Genomic DNA, 15905 nt, shown 5'->3' with positions numbered 1-15905 from the left:
CGTCAAACGCACGTAGTCTCTGCAAGATATGCTATTCAAACAATAGCAACAACTTGTAAGCCACCCTCCTACAATCACCGGCTTTTCCGACACCCCCCGACATGACCCCGCTGCTGCTCCTTGCCCCCCTCCCTCCGGCCGACGCCGCGGGCGAGTACGACTGGGCCCAGGCCGGTGAGGACGGCATCGCCCTGCGCGACCAGGGCCGCGCGCTGCTGACGCTGCTGCCGTCGGGCCCCGAGGTCACGCTCGGCATTCCGTCCTCGGCGCTCTCATGGCACCGCGTGACCTTGCCCAAGGGCAGCATGGGCAGCACCTCGAAGCTGCGCGCCGTGCTCGATGGCCTGCTCGAAGAGCACCTGCTCGACGACCCGGAAGCCCTGCACTTCGCGCTCGCGCCCGATGCCAAGGCCGGCGAGCCGGTGTGGGTCGCGGCCTGCAACCGCATCTGGCTGCGCAGCGTCGTGCAGGGGCTCGAAGCCGCCGGCCGGCGCGTGGTGCGCATCGTTCCCGAATTCACGCCGCAGCCGGCCGACGCGCCGCCGCTGCTGCAGGTCACGGGCGAGCCCGAGGCGCCGCAACTCACGGTCTGCGACGGCGACGGCGTGGTCTCACTGCCGCTGGCCGGCGCGGGCCTGGCCCTGTCGAACGGCCTGCCGCTGGACACCGCCGTCATCACCACCGAGCCCGCCGTCGCCGAAGCCGCCGAGCACCTGCTGCAGCGCCGCGTGCCGATCGTGCAGGCGCCCCAGCGCTGGCTGCACGCCACGCGCACGCCCTGGGAGCTCGCGCAGTTCGACCTCGCCGTGACGGGCCGCGCGCGCGCCGGCAAGAAGTTCGCCTCGGTGCTTCAAACGCTGCGCTTCGCGCCCGAATGGCGCGCCGCGCGCTGGGGCGTCGTGGTGCTGCTGCTGACCCAGCTCATCGGCCTGAACGCCTGGGCCTGGAAGGAACGCAACGCACTCGAGTCCAAGCGCCAGGCCACGCGCGCCATCCTGACGCAGACCTTTCCCTCGGTGAAGATCGTGGTCGACGCGCCGCTGCAGATGGGCCGCGAGGTCGCCGCGCTGCAACAGGCCGTGGGCGACGTGGCGCCGAGCGATTTCGAACCCATGGTCGGCGCCATCGCCACCGCCCTGCCGCCCGGCCGCTCCCCGAGCGCCATCGACTTCAGCGCCGGCCAGCTGCGCCTGCGCGGCCTCGGGCTGCAGCCGCAGGAGGTCACGCAGATCACCGCCGCGCTGTCGCCGCGCGGCTACCAGGTGCGCACCGAAGGCGATCTGCTGCTGGTGCAGGCCGAGGCCAACCGATGAACTTCAGCGAACAACTCAAGGCCCGCTGGGCCGTCCTCGGGATGCGCGAGCGCCGCCTCGTCATCGGCGCCGTCGCGCTGGTGGCACTGGCCTTGCTCTGGTGGATCGCGCTCGCCCCCGCGCTGCGCACGCTGGCCGCGGCCCCAGCCGAACACGCACGGCTCGACGCCCAGCTCCAGCAGATGGCCACCTTGCAGAACCGCGCGAAGGCGCTGCAGTCGCAACCGCGCCTGGCGCGCGACGACGCCCTGCGCGCGCTCGAAAGCTCGGTGCGCGACGGCCTGGGCGTCACGAACGCCCAGCTCATGACGGCCGGTGGCGATGGCGCCGCCACCGTCACGCTGCGCGGCGCGCCCGCCCAGAACCTGGCGCAATGGCTCGCACAGGCGCGCGGCAACGCCCACGCCGTGCCGCGCGAAGTGCACCTGACGCGCGCGCCCATCGCACCGCCGCCGCCGGGCGCCAAGCCTGCGCCCGCCACGCCCGACCAACCTCCGCAACCCCGCTGGGACGGCACGCTCGTGATGGCGCTGCCCGCCCCGCGCTGAAGCAGCCCCACGCACCGCACGGCATGGCGAGACGTCCCCCGGTCCCCGACCTCCAGCCGCGCCGCGGCAGCTGGCGCTGGGCTGTGCTCGGCGCCGCCACCGGCCTGCTGGTCGCGGTCGTGCTGTTCGCGCCGGCGCGCTGGCTCGCCTCGGCGCTGTCGGGCTGGACGCAAGGCCGCCTGCTGCTGGTCAACCCGCGCGGCACGGTCTGGAACGGCACCGCCGCCGTCGTGTTCGCCAGCGGCGCGGGCGGCACGCAGGCCGTCTCGCTGCCCGGCCTCTTGAACTGGCGCATGTGGCCGAACTGGCGCGGTCTGTCGGCGCGACTTGACCTCTCTTGCTGCGCAGCGCAACCGCTCGGCCTGCAAGCCAGCCCGCGCGCCAACGGCCTGCAGCTCGCCTGGCAGGACGCCCGCTCGCGCTGGCCCGCCACGCTGCTCACCGGCCTGGGTGCGCCCTGGAACACGCTCAAGCTCGAAGGCGCCCTCGACCTCAGCACCCGCGCCTTCGCCATGCAGTGGGACGGCCCCGCATTGCGCATCGAGGGCCAGGCCACGCTCGACGCCACCGATGTGTCGTCCGCCCTGTCGACCCTGCGGCCGATGGGCAGCTACCGCCTGTCGCTCGAAGGCGGCACGCGTCCCACGCTGCTGCTGAGCACGCGCGAAGGCAGCCTCGAACTGAACGGCAGCGGCGACTGGAGCGGCACCGCGTTGCGCTTCAACGGCGAAGCCAGTGCGGCACCGGGCCGCGAAGACGCACTTTCCAATTTGTTGAACATCATCGGGCGGCGCGACGGTGCGCGCTCGATCATCACCCTGGGTTGATCCGACCATGAAGAAGCCTCTGTCCTCGTCCGGCACCCGCCCCGGCCTCGTCGCGCTCGCGGTGCGCCTGCTGATCGCGGCGTCGTTCGTGCCGGTGCTGCCACCCGCCTACGCGCAGACCGGCGACGCCCCGCGGCGCGGCGAACCGATCACGCTGAACTTCGCCGCCGCCGACATTGAAGCCGTGGCCCGCACCATGGCCGTGGTCACGGGGCGCGACGTGGTGGTCGATCCACGCGTCAAGGGCACCATGAACCTGGTCACCGACCGCCCGCTGGCGCCGGCCGCCGCCTTCAACCAGTTTGCCGCCGCGCTGCGCCTGCAGGGCTTCGCGGTGGTGGAAGCCGACGGCCTGTACAAGGTGGTGCCCGAGGCCGACGCCAAGCTGCAGACCAGCACCGTCAACACCTCCATCGGCGGCGCCAGCGCGGCCGCGGGCAACCAGATCGTCACGCAGATCTTTCGCCTGAACTACGAGTCGGCCAACAGCCTGCTGCCGGTGCTGCGCCCGCTGATCCCGCCGAACAACACCATCAACGTGAACCCGGGCAACAACTCGCTCGTGATCACCGACTACGCCGACAACATGCGCCGGCTGGCGCGCATCATCGCGTCGCTCGACGTGCCCAACGCGTCCGACATCGAGGTCATCCAGCTCAAGCATTCGGTCGCCACCGACATGGTGCCGCTGGTCACGCGGCTGGTTGAAGGCGGTGGAGCGGGGGCGCCGGGCGCGGCCGCACCGGGCGGTGCCGACGCCTCGTTCCGCACCACGCTGATGGCCGACCCGCGCAGCAACTCGCTGATTCTTCGCGCCGCCAACCCCGCGCGCGCGCAACTCGTGCGCACGCTGGTCGAGAAGCTCGACCGTGCGCCAGCCGAAAGCAGCAACGGCGCGGCCGGCAACATCTACGTGGTCTACCTGAAGAACGCCGATGCGGTGCGCCTGGCCGCCACGCTGCGCGCCGCGATGGCCGCCAGCCAGCAGCAGTCGCAGGTGCCGGGCGCGCCCGGCGCCGCGGGCAGCGCCGGTTCGTCCGTGCCGCCGGCCAGCATGCCGATGACGCAGGCCAGCTTCGGCGGCAACAACACCCAGGGCGGCGGTTCGGCCGCCGCCAACGCGCCGCTGAACAACGCCAACCAGCCGTCCACCGGCGGCCAGATCCAGGCCGACCCGAGCACCAACTCGCTCATCATCACCGCGCCCGAGCCGCAGTACCGCCAGATGCGCGCAGTGATCGACAAGCTCGACGGCCGCCGCGCGCAGGTGATGATCGAGGCGCTCATCGTCGAAGTCAGCGCCAAGAAGGCCGCCAACTTCGGCGTGCAGTGGCAAAGCGCGCTGGGCAACAACGCCGTCATCGGCACCAACTCCAGCCTGGCCAGCGCCAACATCCTGGCGCTGACGCAGGCCCTGGCCACGCGCGACGTGGCCGGCATCCGCCCCTCCACCGGCCTGAACCTGGGCATCGCCGGCAAGATCGGCGGCCAGTACATCCTGGGCGCCATCGCCAACTTCTTCAACAGCGACGGCGACGCCAACGTGCTGTCCACGCCCAACCTGCTGACGCTGGACAACGAAGAAGCCAAGATCGTCATCGGCCAGAACGTGCCCTTCGTGACCGGCCAGTACGCCAGCACCTCGGGCTCGGTCGGCATCAACCCGTTCACCACGGTGGAGCGCAAGGACGTGGGCCTCACGCTGCGCGTGCGCCCGACCATCAACGAGAACGGCACCGTGAAGATGACCATCTTCCAGGAGACCTCCACGGTCGACCAGAACACGGCCAAGGACCCCAACGGCCCGACCACCAACAAGCGCTCCATCGAGTCCAGCGTGCTGGTGGAAGACGGCGGCCTCGTGATGCTCGGCGGCCTGCTGTCGGACAACTACGGCAACACCGTCGAGAAGGTGCCCGTGGCCGGCGACATCCCCGTGCTCGGCAACCTGTTCAAGAACGAGGTGCGCACGCGCGACAAGAGCAACCTCATGATGTTCCTGCGCCCCGCCGTGATGCGCGACGGCGCTTCGACCGAAGCTTTTGCCTACGACCGCTACGACGAAATCCGCGGCATGCAGCAGCGCACGCAGCCCAACACCGACAACATCATGCTGCGCGGTGTCGACTCGGCGCCCGTGCTGCCCGAGGCGCCGCTGGTGCGCATCAACCGCCTGAACAGCAACGACAGCGGCAAGAAGACCAGCGAGACCCGCATGGAAGGCACGCAGCTCATCCCGCCGCCGCGCCCCGCCACCGACAACCGCCGGCTCGCGCCCAGCCCGTTGCGCGGCGCGCTGCCGCCCACCGCCGACCCGACCAGCTCGCGCGAGCTGCCCTGAGCCCCGTTTCGCACACGCCCGCCACCCATGCGCTATCCCCTGCCCTACGCGTTCGCACGCAGCCAGCAACTGCTGCTCGAAGCCACGGACGACGGCCGCCACACGCTGTGGATGTCTTCCCACCCGGCACGCAGCGCGGTCGGTGAAGTGACCCGCAAGTACGGCGTGCAGGCCTTCGAGGTGCTCGACGACGGCCCGCTCGCGCAGCGCATCAGCGCCGCCTACGCCCAGGGCGAATCGAGCGCCGCCGCGGTGGTCAGCGAAGTGCAGAACGACGCCGACCTCTCGCGCATGATGCAGGAGCTGCCGGCCGTCGAAGACCTGCTGGCCAGCGCCGGCGACGCGCCCATCATCCGCATGCTGAACGCGCTGCTCACGCAGGCCGCGCGCGACGGCGCCAGCGACATCCACATCGAGCCCTACGAGCGCACGTCGTCGGTGCGCTTTCGCATCGACGGCACGCTGCGCGAGGTGGTGCAGCCCAACCGCGCGCTGCACGCCGCGCTGATCTCGCGCCTGAAGATCATGGCCGACCTCGACATCTCCGAGAAGCGGCTGCCGCAGGACGGGCGCATCAGCCTGCGCATCGGCACGCGCGCGGTCGACGTGCGGGTGTCGACGCTGCCCAGCGCGCACGGCGAACGCGCCGTGCTGCGCCTTCTGGACAAGAGCGAATCGAAGCTCACGCTCGAGTCGGTCGGCATGCAGGGCGACTCGCTGGCGCGCTTCGAAAAGCTCATTGCGCAGCCGCACGGCATCATCCTCGTGACCGGCCCCACCGGCTCGGGCAAGACCACCACGCTGTACGCCGCGCTGGCCCGGCTCGACGCGAGCCGCAGCAACATCATGACGGTGGAAGACCCCATCGAGTACGAGCTGCCGGGCGTGGGCCAGACGCAGATCAACGCGAAGATCGAACTCACCTTCGCCAAGGCCCTGCGCGCCATCCTGCGGCAGGACCCCGACGTGATCATGATCGGCGAAATCCGCGACTTCGAAACCGCGCAGATCGCCATCCAGGCCTCGCTCACCGGCCACCTCGTGCTGGCCACGCTGCACACCAACGACTCGGTGAGCGCCGTCACGCGCCTGACCGACATGGGCGTGGAGCCCTTCCTGCTGAGCTCGTCGCTGCTCGGCGTGCTGGCGCAGCGCCTCGTGCGCAAGGTCTGCACGGCCTGCGGCGGCGCGGGCTGCGAGGCCTGCGGCCAGACCGGCTACCAGGGCCGCACCGGCATCTTCGAGCTGCTCGTGGCCGACGACGAAGTGCAGGCCCTCATCCACGGCAAGGCCGCCGAGAGCGCGCTGTTCGAGGCTGGCGCACGCGGCGGCCTGCGCTCCATGCGCGAAGACGGCGAACGGCTGGTGCAGGCCGGCATCACCTCGCGCGCCGAACTGCTGCGCGTCACCCGCGAGTAACGTCCCGCGATGCCCGCCTATTCCTTCGAAGCCATCGATGCCAGCGGCCAGTCGCGCGAAGGCGTGCTCGAGGCCGACACCGCACGCGCCGCACGCGGCCTGCTGCGGGCGCAGGCGCTCATTCCGCTGTCGGTCAAGCCGGTCGGCGGCGGCGATGCGGCCGGCGGTGGCGGCAGCGCAAGCAGCACGCTCACGCGCTGGCTCGGCGGTGGCAAGCGGGTCTTCAACTCGACGAACCTCGCCGTGTGGACGCGCCAGCTCGCCGGCCTCATCTCGGCCGGCCTGCCGCTGGAACGCGCACTCACGGCCCTCACCGACGAAGCCGAATCGGAACCGCAGCGCAACCTCGTCGCCTCGCTGCGCGCCGAGGTCAACGCGGGCTCGCCCTTTGCGCGCGCGCTGTCGGCGCACCCGCGCGAGTTCTCGCCCATCTACACCGCCGTGATCGGCGCCGGCGAGCAAAGCGGCAACCTCGGGCTGGTGCTCGAACGCCTCGCCGACGACCTCGAAGAGCGCCAGGTGCTGCAGCAGAAGCTGATCGGCGCGGCGCTGTACCCGGCCATCGTCACGCTGGTGGCGATCGTGATCGTGATCTTCCTCGTGAGCTACGTGGTGCCGCAGGTGGCGCAGGTGTTCGCGGGCACCAAGCGCTCGCTGCCCTTCCTCACCACCGTGATGCTGTCGCTGAGCGCGGCCGTGCGCAACTACGGCTGGTGGATGCTGGGCGCCATCGTGCTCGCGGCCGTCGGTGTGCGCGTCGCGCTGGCGCAGGAAGCCTTCCGCCTCAAATTCGATGCCGCCTGGCTCAAGCTGCCGCTGGTCGGCAAGCTCGCGCGCGGCTACAACGCGGCGCGCTTCGCGAGCACGCTCGCCATGCTGGCCACGGCCGGCGTGCCCATCTTGCGTGCGCTGCAGGCCGCCTCCGAAACGCTGGGCAACCGCGCCATGCGCGCCGACGCGCTCGACGCGCTGGTGCTGGTGCGCGAAGGCGCGCCGCTGGCGTCCGCACTGGCGCAGAAAAAACGCTTTCCCGGGCTGGTGTCGATGTTCGCGCGACTGGGCGAGCAGACCGGCACGCTGCCCGTGATGCTGCAACGCGCCGCCAACCAGCTCGGCGCCGAAGTGCAGCGCCGCGCCATGCACCTGGCCACCATCCTGGAGCCGCTGCTCATCGTCGCCATGGGCGGCGTGGTGATGCTCATCGTGCTGGCCGTCATGCTGCCTATCATCCAGCTCAATCAGTTCGTCAAGTGACGACGGACGGGGAGCCCCTCACATGCCCGTAACGCTCGAAGACAAACTCGTGGTCGCGATCTCCTCGCGGGCCCTGTTCAACCTCGAAGAAGAAAACAAGATCTTCGAGGCCGGCGACAACGAGGGCTACATGAAACTGCAGCTCGACCGCATCGATGAACCGGCCGCCCCCGGCATCGCGTCGTCGCTGATCCGCAAGCTGCTGCGCTTCAACGAAGACGGCGTGCAGCGCGTCGAGGTGGTCATTCTTTCGCGCAACGACCCGGTGTCGGGCATGCGCATCTTCAAGTCGAGCGCAGCGGCCGACATCAAGCTGCAGCGCGGCGTGTTCACCCAAGGCCGCCCGCCCTTCGGCTACCTGCGCCCGCTGCGCGCGCACCTGTTCCTGTCGGTCAACGCGCAAGACGTGCGCGAGGCACTCGCCGCAGGCTTCCCCGCCGCACGCGTGCTGGTCGAGTCGGTCAAGGCCAGCGATGCGTGGCCGAACGAAGTGCGCATCGCTTTCGACGGCGACGCGGTGCTCTTCAGCGACGAGGCCGAGCGCGTGTTCCAGGCCGAGGGCCTCGATGCTTTCCAGGCGCACGAACTCAGCAAGGCCGACCTGCCCCTGCCCGAAGGCCCGTTCAAGCCGCTGCTGATGGCCTTGCACCGCCTGCAGATGGCGGGCAATGCACAGATGCGCATCCGCACCGCGCTGGTCACGGCGCGCAGTGCACCGGCGCACGAGCGCGCGATCCGCACGCTCATGAAGTGGAACATCCGCGTCGACGAAGCGATGTTCCTCGGCGGCCTGCCCAAGGGCGAGTTCCTGCGCGAGTTCGAGCCCGACTTCTTCTTCGACGACCAGACCGGTCACGTCGACGCGGCTTCGCGGCATGTGCCTGCGGGGCATGTGTCGAGCGGCATCAGTAACGAGCCCTGACGCTGTACAGGGCGCGATCACGCCGACGGGGCACCTTGCTCCGCGAATGTCCTCCGGCCTTCGGCCTCCTCCTTGATTTCGCTGCGCAAGGCACCCCATCGACGTGATCGATGGGCAGTGCAGTCGTTGATCGGCCGCACACCAGCAACGTGCCTCGTGCGCAGGGCACCGGGTGCTCCCCGCAGCGAAATCAAGGGGGAGGCCGCAGGCCGGAGGACATTCGCGGAGGGGAGTACCCGGTGTCCTGTGCACGCGCCACCGTCCGTCACTCGCAACCTCAAAGACCAGCGCGTTGTCACACGCGTTTCGTCCCACTGTCATCGCTCGTTCACTGCCGAGTAACGGGTTCTCCCTAGTCTTGTCGCCTGTCCGGTGCGCAGTGCCTTCGTGGCACTTTTTTTTCGCGCCGGCCTTTCACCTCCTTCGACAGACAACAAGAACCGAACGGCTTTTCCGATGCGTCCGAACTCCCTCACGCACGCCGCGCCTCTCACGCGCTGGCTGTTGCCCCTTGCGATTTCCGCCGCGCTCGCGGCCTGCGGCGGTGGAGGCGGCGGTGGCGTTGCCTTTCCCCCCATCAGCGGCACCCCGACGCCGCCCCCGAGCAGCACGCCCAACGAAGGCAAGAGCGGCCCCAAGGCGCTGATCGTCGAGATCGACGGCCTCACGCATGCGGTCTTGCGCGACGCCATCGCACAGAAGAAGGTGCCGGCCTCGCTTCAATCGCTGCAGCTCGCTCCCGCATGGACCGGCGGCACCGACGGCGCGCTCAGCGAGCAGCCCGCCACCGACGGGCCCGGCTGGGCCACGCTGCTGACCGGCACCTGGGTGCCGCGCCACGCAGTGCGCGCCGACACCACGGACCAACGCATCGACGCCAAGCTCGCGCCCTCGGTCTTCGCCTTCGCGAAGCAGAAGAAGGACGCGAGCTACCTCACCGCATCGGTCACCGCCAACACGCTGTATCCGAACCTGCTGCTCGCGGAAACCGGCACGCTCGACGCCGCCGTCGACTGCGCCGGTGCCGATGCCTGCGTGACCGCCAACACCACGCGCCTCATCGGCGCAGGCTACGACCTGCTCGTGGCGCAGTACAGCGCGCCCGCCGCCGCGGCCGCCAACGGCCTGCGCAGCGACAGCTACCAGCGCGCCGTCTCCGACACCGCAACGGCCGTCGGCCAGCTGCTCGCGCGCATCGCGCAACGCACGGCCAACGACGCGAAGGAAGACTGGCTCGTGATCCTCACGACCGGCCACGGCCTCGATGCCTTCGGCGGCGTCACCAGCCTGAAGGACGTCGACAACAAGACCGTCTTCATCGCCAGCAACAAGACCCTGCCCGCGTTGCCCGCCGTCGGCGCCACCTCGCCGGCCGACGACACCGCGCTGCGCCAGTCGGCCGCCGCGACCGACATCGCGCCCACGGTGCTGCGCCACCTCGGCGCGCTGCCCGCGACCGTGGCCTACAACCTCAACGGCCAGGCCCTGCAGGCCACCACCGCCGTGCAGCAACTCGCGGCCCGCACCAGCGCCGACCGCAGCAGCATCGAACTCTCGTGGACGCTCGCGGGCGACCTCGGCGGCCCGGTGCAGGTGCTGCGCGACGGCAAGCCCATCGCCACGCTGCCGGCCGGCGCCACGCGCTACACCGACCCCGTCAAGGCCGCGGCCGACGGCCTCTACGCCTTCCAGTACACGGTGGCCGCTGGTGGCGCCAACGTCTCGATCTCCGCGCAGATCGCCTACGTGAAGGTGGGCCTGGTCAACCTCTTCCCGCTCGACGCACTGCCCGCGCTGGACCTCAACGCCACCGCGACGCTCGCGCCCATGGCCGCGGATGCCGACAGTGGCTCGCTCGTGGCCGACGACAACTTCCAGCCGCCCTACCGCGTGCAGGCGCTGCGCGTGGACAGCCGCATCAAGAACGCGAGCGGCATGGCCGGCTACAAGCTGCTGCAGACGCGCGACGTGACCACGGCCCCCGCCGTGGCCGCCTTCACCTTCGGCTTCTGGCTGCGCACCGACGCCACCTGCAGCCAGGGCGTGAGCAACGGCGCCTCGGTCATCGCCAACAAGAACTACGACACCGGCGACAACGCCGGCCTGGCCCTCGGCCTGTTCAGCAACTGCGAGCTGCGCTTCAACACCGGCACCGGCAGCGGCCGCGGCGAGATCAAGGGCAAGCACTTCCTGAGCGCGGGCCGCTGGGCCTACGTGGCGATGGTCGTCGACAAGGCCGGCAAGAACATGAGCGGCTACGTGTTCGACCCCGTGAAGGGCACGCAGACCGGCAGCGTCGCGCTCTCGAATGCGCTGGTCACCGCGCTCGGCGGCCTGGGCAAGGGCATCGCCCTGAACGAAGACGCCACCGGCCTGTACTACCAGCGCTGGTCGGCTTCGCCGCGCGGCGCGATGGACTTCAACGACTTCGCGATCTGGAACCGCGCGCTCACCGCCGAAGAGCTCACGGCCATCTACACCTCGGGCCAGCCGCTGTCGGCACAGGCGCCCTGATTACTCCGATCACCCCCGATCTCCACGACATCACAAAGAGAGGATCACCCCATGCTGCTCCAAGCTTCCCTCCCCGCGCGCCTGCTGGCCGCCTTCCTCCTGGCCTGCACGCTGTCCGCCTGCGGTGGCAGCGACAACGGCGGCGGCGGCATTCCGCCCGTCATCACGCCGCCACCGCAGCCCCAGCCCGAGCCCGGCGTGAAGCCCGAAATGCGCTGCGCACCGTGACCCGCGACGTCATGACATCCCACGACAAGACCATGAATTCACGCCGCAAATTCCTCACGGGCACCGCCACCACCGGCGCGGCCGCCCTCGCCCTCTCGGCCTTCCCGCCGAGCATCCGCCGCGCGCTGGCCATTCCGGCCAACAACAAGACCGGCACCATCAAGGACGTCGAGCACATCGTCATCCTGATGCAGGAGAACCGTTCGTTCGACCACTACTTCGGCACGCTCATGGGCGTGCGTGGTTTCGGCGACCGCTTCACCATTCCGCTGCCGGGCGGTCGCAACGTGTGGCAGCAGGCCGACGAGACGGGCGCGCCCGTGCTGCCCTACCACCTGGACCAGACCAAGGGCAACGCACAGCGCGTCGCGGGCACGCCGCACGACTGGAACGACGGCCAGAACGCCTGGGACGGCGGCCGTGCGTACCAGTGGGTCAAGTACAAGAAGACCGGCACCGCGCCGTACACCCAGGCCATGGGCTACCTCGAGCAGGCCGAACTGCCGTACCAGTTCGCGTTGGCCAACGCCTTCACGCTGTGCGACGGCTACCACTGCAGCATGCACACCGGCACCAACTCGAACCGCATGTTCCACTGGACCGGCACCAACGGCCCCACGGGTGCGAACGTGGCCTCGGTCGCCAACGAGTGGGACGACAGCTACACGCCGCCCTCGACCACCGGCTACGAGTGGAAGACCTTCCCCGAGCGCCTGCAGGCCGCCGGCGTCAGCTGGATCGTGTATGAAAACATGCGCGACAACTTCGGCGACAACCCGCTGGTCGGCTTCAAGCAGTACCGCCAGGCCAGCGAGGCCTCGGGCAAGCCGATCAAGAACACCGGCCCGGTGCCGGCCTACGACCCGGCCAGCGACGACGCCGGCAACCCGCTGTACAAGGGCATCGCCAACACGATGCCCGGCGCCAACGTGGACGAGTACCTGAACGCCTTCCGCAACGACGTGAAGAACGGCAAGCTGCCGCAGGTGTCGTGGATCATCGCGCCCGCCACCTACTCGGAGCACCCCGGGCCGTCGAGCCCGGTGGAAGGCGGCTGGTACATCCAGGAAACGCTCGATGCCCTCACCGCCGTGCCCGAGGTGTGGAGCAAGACCGTGCTGCTCATCAACTTCGACGAGAACGACGGCTACTTCGACCATTACCCCTCGCCCGCCGCGCCCTCGCTCAACCCCGACGGCTCGCCCGCCGGCAAGACGACGCTGCCCGAGGCCGACATCGCCTTCGAGCGCTTCACGCACCCCAAGCCGCCGGGCACCACCAGGCAGCCCGCGCCCGACGGCCGCGTCTACGGCCCCGGCGTGCGCGTGCCGATGTACGTGATCTCGCCCTGGAGCCGCGGCGGCTGGGTCAACTCGCAGGCCTTCGACCACACCTCGGTGATCCGCTTCATCGAGGCCCGCTTCGGCGTGAAGGAGCCGAACATCTCGCCGTTCCGTCGCGCGGTGTGCGGCGACCTGACAAGCGCCTTCAACTTCGCCACGCCCAACAACGAAGTGCTGCCGACGCTGGCCGGCCGCACGAGTCGCACGCAGGCGAACGACAAGCGCGCGGCGCAGGAAGCCCAGGCGCAGGTCCCGATGCCCGCCACGCCGCAGCTGCCGCGCCAGGCCGCCGGCACGCGCCCCTCGCGCGCCCTCCCCTACGAGCTGCACGTGAGCGCGCGCAACGACGCCACCAGCGGCAAGGTGCGGCTGCTGTTCGCCAACACCGGCAAGGCCGCCGCCGTCTTCCACGTGTACGACAAGCTCAACCTGGAACGCCTGCCGCGCCGCTACATGGTCGAGGCCGGCAAGACGCTGGACGACACCTGGAACGCGATGCTCGACAACACGGGCTTCTACGACCTGTGGGTGCTCGGCCCCAACGGCTTCCATCGCCATTTCCGCGGCGACCTGAACAGCCTGCGCGCCGGCGATGCGCCCAACCCCGAAGTGCGCGTGTGCTACGACATCGCCAACGGCAATGTCTACCTGCAGATGCTCAACGGTGGTCGCAACGCCTGCAAGTTCACCGTGCGCCCCCGGGCCTACCGCACCGACGGCCCGTGGACCGCGACCGTGGCCGGCGGCACCTCGGCCGAGCAGCACTGGGACCTGGCCGCCAGCGGCGCCTGGTACGACTTCGAAGTGACCTGCGACGCCGACACCAGCTACTACCGCCGCTTCGCGGGCCGCGTGGAAACCGGCCGGCATTCGGTGAGCGACCCCGCCATGGGCACGGCCGCCGCCTGAGGCGAGGGTGACACCATGACCTCCCGCCGCAACTTCCTCACCGGCACCGCTACCACCGGTGCCGCCGCGCTCGCGCTCTCGGCCTTCCCGCCGAGCATCCGGCGCGCGCTGGCCATCCCGGCCAACAACAAGACCGGCACGATCAAGGACGTCGAGCACGTCGTGATCCTGATGCAGGAGAACCGTTCGTTCGACCACTACTTCGGCACGCTGGCCGGCGTGCGTGGCTTCGGCGACCGCTTCCCCATTCCGCTGCCCAAGGGCCTCAACGTCTGGCAGCAAAGCGATGCCAACGGCAACGTGGTGCTGCCGTACCACTTCGACAGCCGCAAGGGCAACGCGCAGCGCGACGGCGGCACGCCGCACGACTGGGACGACAGCCAGCAGGCCTGGGGCGGCGGCCGCATGAACGAATGGGCGCGCTACAAGACGCCCAAGGCCATGGGCTACCACAAGCAGGCCGAGATCCCGTTCCAGTTCGCGCTGGCCGATGCCTTCACGCTGTGCGACGCGTACCACTGCGCGATGCACACCGGCACCGACGCGAACCGCTCGTTCCACATCACCGGCACCAACGGCCCGACCGCGCAGAACGTGGCCTTCGTCAGCAACGAGTGGGACTGGCTGGACGCCACCCCCAGCAAGGTCGACACCGGCTACACGTGGAAGACCTACGCCGAGCGCCTCGAAGACGCCGGCGTGAGCTGGATCTGCTACCAGAACATGCCCGACGAATGGGGCGACAACATGCTGGGCGCGTTCCGCCAGTTCCGCCGCGCCAACCGCGCGTCGCCCTACCCGGTGACTAGCGGCTACTACAAGGCGCCGTTTTCCGACACGGGCCAGAAGCTTCCCTTCCACGCCTACGACGCGGCCAGCGACAACCCGGGCAACCCGCTGTACAAGGGCATCGCCAACACGCTGCCCGGCGACAAGCCCGAGGACTACCTGGACGCGTTCCGGCGCGACATCAAGGCCGGCCGCCTGCCGCAGGTGAGCTGGATCAACGCGCCCTCGGCCTACTGCGAGCATCCGGGCCCGTCCAGCCCGGTGCAGGGCGCATGGTTCCTCCAGGAAATCCTCGATGCGCTCACCGCCGTGCCCGAGGTCTGGAGCAAGACCGTGCTGCTGGTCAACTTCGACGAGAACGACGGCTACTTCGACCACATGCCCTCGCCGTCAGCGCCTTCGCTCAACGCCGACAAGACGCCGGCCGGCAAGACCACGCTCGCCGCCGACGCCCTGAAGCCCGAGTACTTCACGCAGCCGGCACCCGACGGCAGCACCTCGCAGCCGAAGCCCGACAACCGCGTCTTCGGCCCCGGCCCGCGCGTGCCGCTGTACGTGATCTCGCCCTGGAGCCGCGGCGGCTGGGTCAGCTCGCAGGCCTTCGACCACACCTCGGTGCTGCGCTTCCTCGAAACGCGCTTCGGCGTGAAGGAGCCCAACATCTCGCCGTTCCGTCGCGCGGTGTGCGGCGACCTCACGAGCGCCTTCAACTTCGCCACGCCGAACACCGAGGCCCCGCCCCAACTCGCAGGCAAGTTGAGCCGAACCGATGCCGACAAGGTGCGCAACGACCAGCAGGCGCTGCCGCTGGTGCCGCTGCCGACCGACCCGCAGCTGCCGCGCCAGGCCACCGGCACGCGCCCGTCGCGTGCCCTGCCCTACGAGCTGCACACGAGCGCCAGGGCCGACACCCTCGCTGGCACCGTGAAGCTGGTCTTCTCGAACACCGGCAAGGCCGCCGCCGTGTTCCATGTGTACGACAAGCTCAACCTCGACCGCCTGCCGCGCCGCTACATGGTCGAGCCCGGCAAGACGCTCGACGACAGCTGGACCGCGGCGATCGACAACAGCGGCTTCTACGACCTGTGGGTGCTCGGCCCCAACGGCTACCACCGCCACTTCAAGGGCGACCTCAACCGCCTGCGCGCCGGCGGCGTGGCCGCGCCCGAGGTGCGTGTCTGCTACGACATCGCCAACGGCAACGTCTACCTGCAGATGCGCAACGACGGCAAGGCCGCCTGCAAGTTCACGGTGCGCGCCAAGGCCTACCGCGACGACGGCCCGTGGAACGCGACGGTGAACGGCGGCGCGCAGTCCGAACAGCACTGGGAACTCGCCGCCAGCGGCCAGTGGTACGACTTCGCCGTCACCTGCGACAGCGACCCGGCCTTCTACCGCCGCTTCGCCGGCCGCGTGGAAACCGGCAAGCACACGGTCAGCGATCCGGCGATGGGCTTGCCCGACCTCTGAAGACGTGGGCATGATCCCCCCGCGCCCG

At 70.0% G+C, this 15905-nt stretch carries 11 protein-coding genes; all 11 read left to right on the top strand.

Translation table 11 applies throughout. The features are described 5' to 3' along the window. Positions 1–101: 101 nt before the first annotated feature. The 11 genes from gspL (at position 102) to AC1RGU_RS22540 (ending at position 15877) form a co-directional block, all read left to right on the top strand. Positions 102–1313, top strand: coding sequence for a type II secretion system protein GspL (gene gspL / locus AC1RGU_RS22590; RefSeq protein ID WP_159278469.1), 1212 nt, complete (start codon positions 102–104; stop codon positions 1311–1313). Continuing rightward, positions 1310–1861: a type II secretion system protein M gene (locus tag AC1RGU_RS22585; protein WP_062472615.1), complete on the top strand. Its 552-nt coding sequence runs from the start codon at positions 1310–1312 to the stop codon at positions 1859–1861. Before gspL ends, AC1RGU_RS22585 begins: the two co-directional genes overlap by 4 nt. A gap of 23 nt (positions 1862–1884) precedes the next feature. Then, positions 1885–2688 carry a type II secretion system protein N gene (gene gspN / locus AC1RGU_RS22580; RefSeq protein WP_492697919.1) on the top strand — a complete coding sequence of 268 codons (804 nt, stop codon included), beginning with the start codon at positions 1885–1887 and terminating at the stop codon, positions 2686–2688. 7 nt (positions 2689–2695) lie between these two features. After that, positions 2696–5029 carry a type II secretion system secretin GspD gene (gspD, locus tag AC1RGU_RS22575; protein ID WP_492697920.1) on the top strand — a complete coding sequence of 778 codons (2334 nt, stop codon included), beginning with the start codon at positions 2696–2698 and terminating at the stop codon, positions 5027–5029. A 27-nt stretch (positions 5030–5056) separates the two neighbouring features. Beyond that, on the top strand, positions 5057–6448 hold the full coding sequence (locus tag AC1RGU_RS22570; RefSeq protein ID WP_062472610.1) for a GspE/PulE family protein: 1392 nt from the start codon (positions 5057–5059) through the stop codon (positions 6446–6448). Positions 6449–6457: 9 nt separating this feature from the next. Next, positions 6458–7702: a type II secretion system inner membrane protein GspF gene (gene gspF, locus AC1RGU_RS22565; RefSeq protein WP_492697922.1), complete on the top strand. Its 1245-nt coding sequence runs from the start codon at positions 6458–6460 to the stop codon at positions 7700–7702. A 22-nt stretch (positions 7703–7724) separates the two neighbouring features. After that, positions 7725–8624: a 5'-nucleotidase gene (locus tag AC1RGU_RS22560; RefSeq protein WP_070060017.1), complete on the top strand. Its 900-nt coding sequence runs from the start codon at positions 7725–7727 to the stop codon at positions 8622–8624. Between the two features lie 456 nt (positions 8625–9080). Continuing rightward, on the top strand, positions 9081–11138 hold the full coding sequence (locus AC1RGU_RS22555) for a LamG-like jellyroll fold domain-containing protein (protein ID WP_492697923.1): 2058 nt from the start codon (positions 9081–9083) through the stop codon (positions 11136–11138). A gap of 51 nt (positions 11139–11189) precedes the next feature. Further along, positions 11190–11366 (top strand): hypothetical protein, encoded by a 177-nt coding sequence (locus tag AC1RGU_RS22550; RefSeq protein ID WP_159273959.1) that lies wholly within the window; start codon positions 11190–11192, stop codon positions 11364–11366. A gap of 32 nt (positions 11367–11398) precedes the next feature. Then, positions 11399–13618 (top strand): phosphocholine-specific phospholipase C, encoded by a 2220-nt coding sequence (locus tag AC1RGU_RS22545; protein WP_492697925.1) that lies wholly within the window; start codon positions 11399–11401, stop codon positions 13616–13618. A 15-nt stretch (positions 13619–13633) separates the two neighbouring features. Beyond that, positions 13634–15877, top strand: a complete 2244-nt coding sequence (locus tag AC1RGU_RS22540; protein WP_492697927.1) for a phosphocholine-specific phospholipase C — start codon at positions 13634–13636, stop codon at positions 15875–15877. Positions 15878–15905: the final 28 nt, after the last annotated feature.

It is taken from the genome of Variovorax sp. GW823-FHT02B07, from assembly GCF_058797695.1.
Note: the sequence above shows the minus strand (reverse complement) of the source record. Positions and strands in the feature narration are given on the sequence as shown.

What these genes read in the sequence shown, in the direction of transcription:
- gspN (WP_492697919.1), top strand. Translation starts at nt 1,885, where the DNA reads ATGGCGAGACGTCCCCCGGTCCCCGACCTCCAGCCGCGCCGCGGCAGC.
- gspF (WP_492697922.1), top strand. Translation starts at nt 6,458, where the DNA reads ATGCCCGCCTATTCCTTCGAAGCCATCGATGCCAGCGGCCAGTCGCGC.
- AC1RGU_RS22555 (WP_492697923.1), top strand. Translation starts at nt 9,081, where the DNA reads ATGCGTCCGAACTCCCTCACGCACGCCGCGCCTCTCACGCGCTGGCTG.
- AC1RGU_RS22585 (WP_062472615.1), top strand. Translation starts at nt 1,310, where the DNA reads ATGAACTTCAGCGAACAACTCAAGGCCCGCTGGGCCGTCCTCGGGATG.
- AC1RGU_RS22560 (WP_070060017.1), top strand. Translation starts at nt 7,725, where the DNA reads ATGCCCGTAACGCTCGAAGACAAACTCGTGGTCGCGATCTCCTCGCGG.
- gspL (WP_159278469.1), top strand. Translation starts at nt 102, where the DNA reads ATGACCCCGCTGCTGCTCCTTGCCCCCCTCCCTCCGGCCGACGCCGCG.
- AC1RGU_RS22550 (WP_159273959.1), top strand. Translation starts at nt 11,190, where the DNA reads ATGCTGCTCCAAGCTTCCCTCCCCGCGCGCCTGCTGGCCGCCTTCCTC.
- AC1RGU_RS22540 (WP_492697927.1), top strand. Translation starts at nt 13,634, where the DNA reads ATGACCTCCCGCCGCAACTTCCTCACCGGCACCGCTACCACCGGTGCC.
- AC1RGU_RS22545 (WP_492697925.1), top strand. Translation starts at nt 11,399, where the DNA reads ATGAATTCACGCCGCAAATTCCTCACGGGCACCGCCACCACCGGCGCG.
- gspD (WP_492697920.1), top strand. Translation starts at nt 2,696, where the DNA reads ATGAAGAAGCCTCTGTCCTCGTCCGGCACCCGCCCCGGCCTCGTCGCG.
- AC1RGU_RS22570 (WP_062472610.1), top strand. Translation starts at nt 5,057, where the DNA reads ATGCGCTATCCCCTGCCCTACGCGTTCGCACGCAGCCAGCAACTGCTG.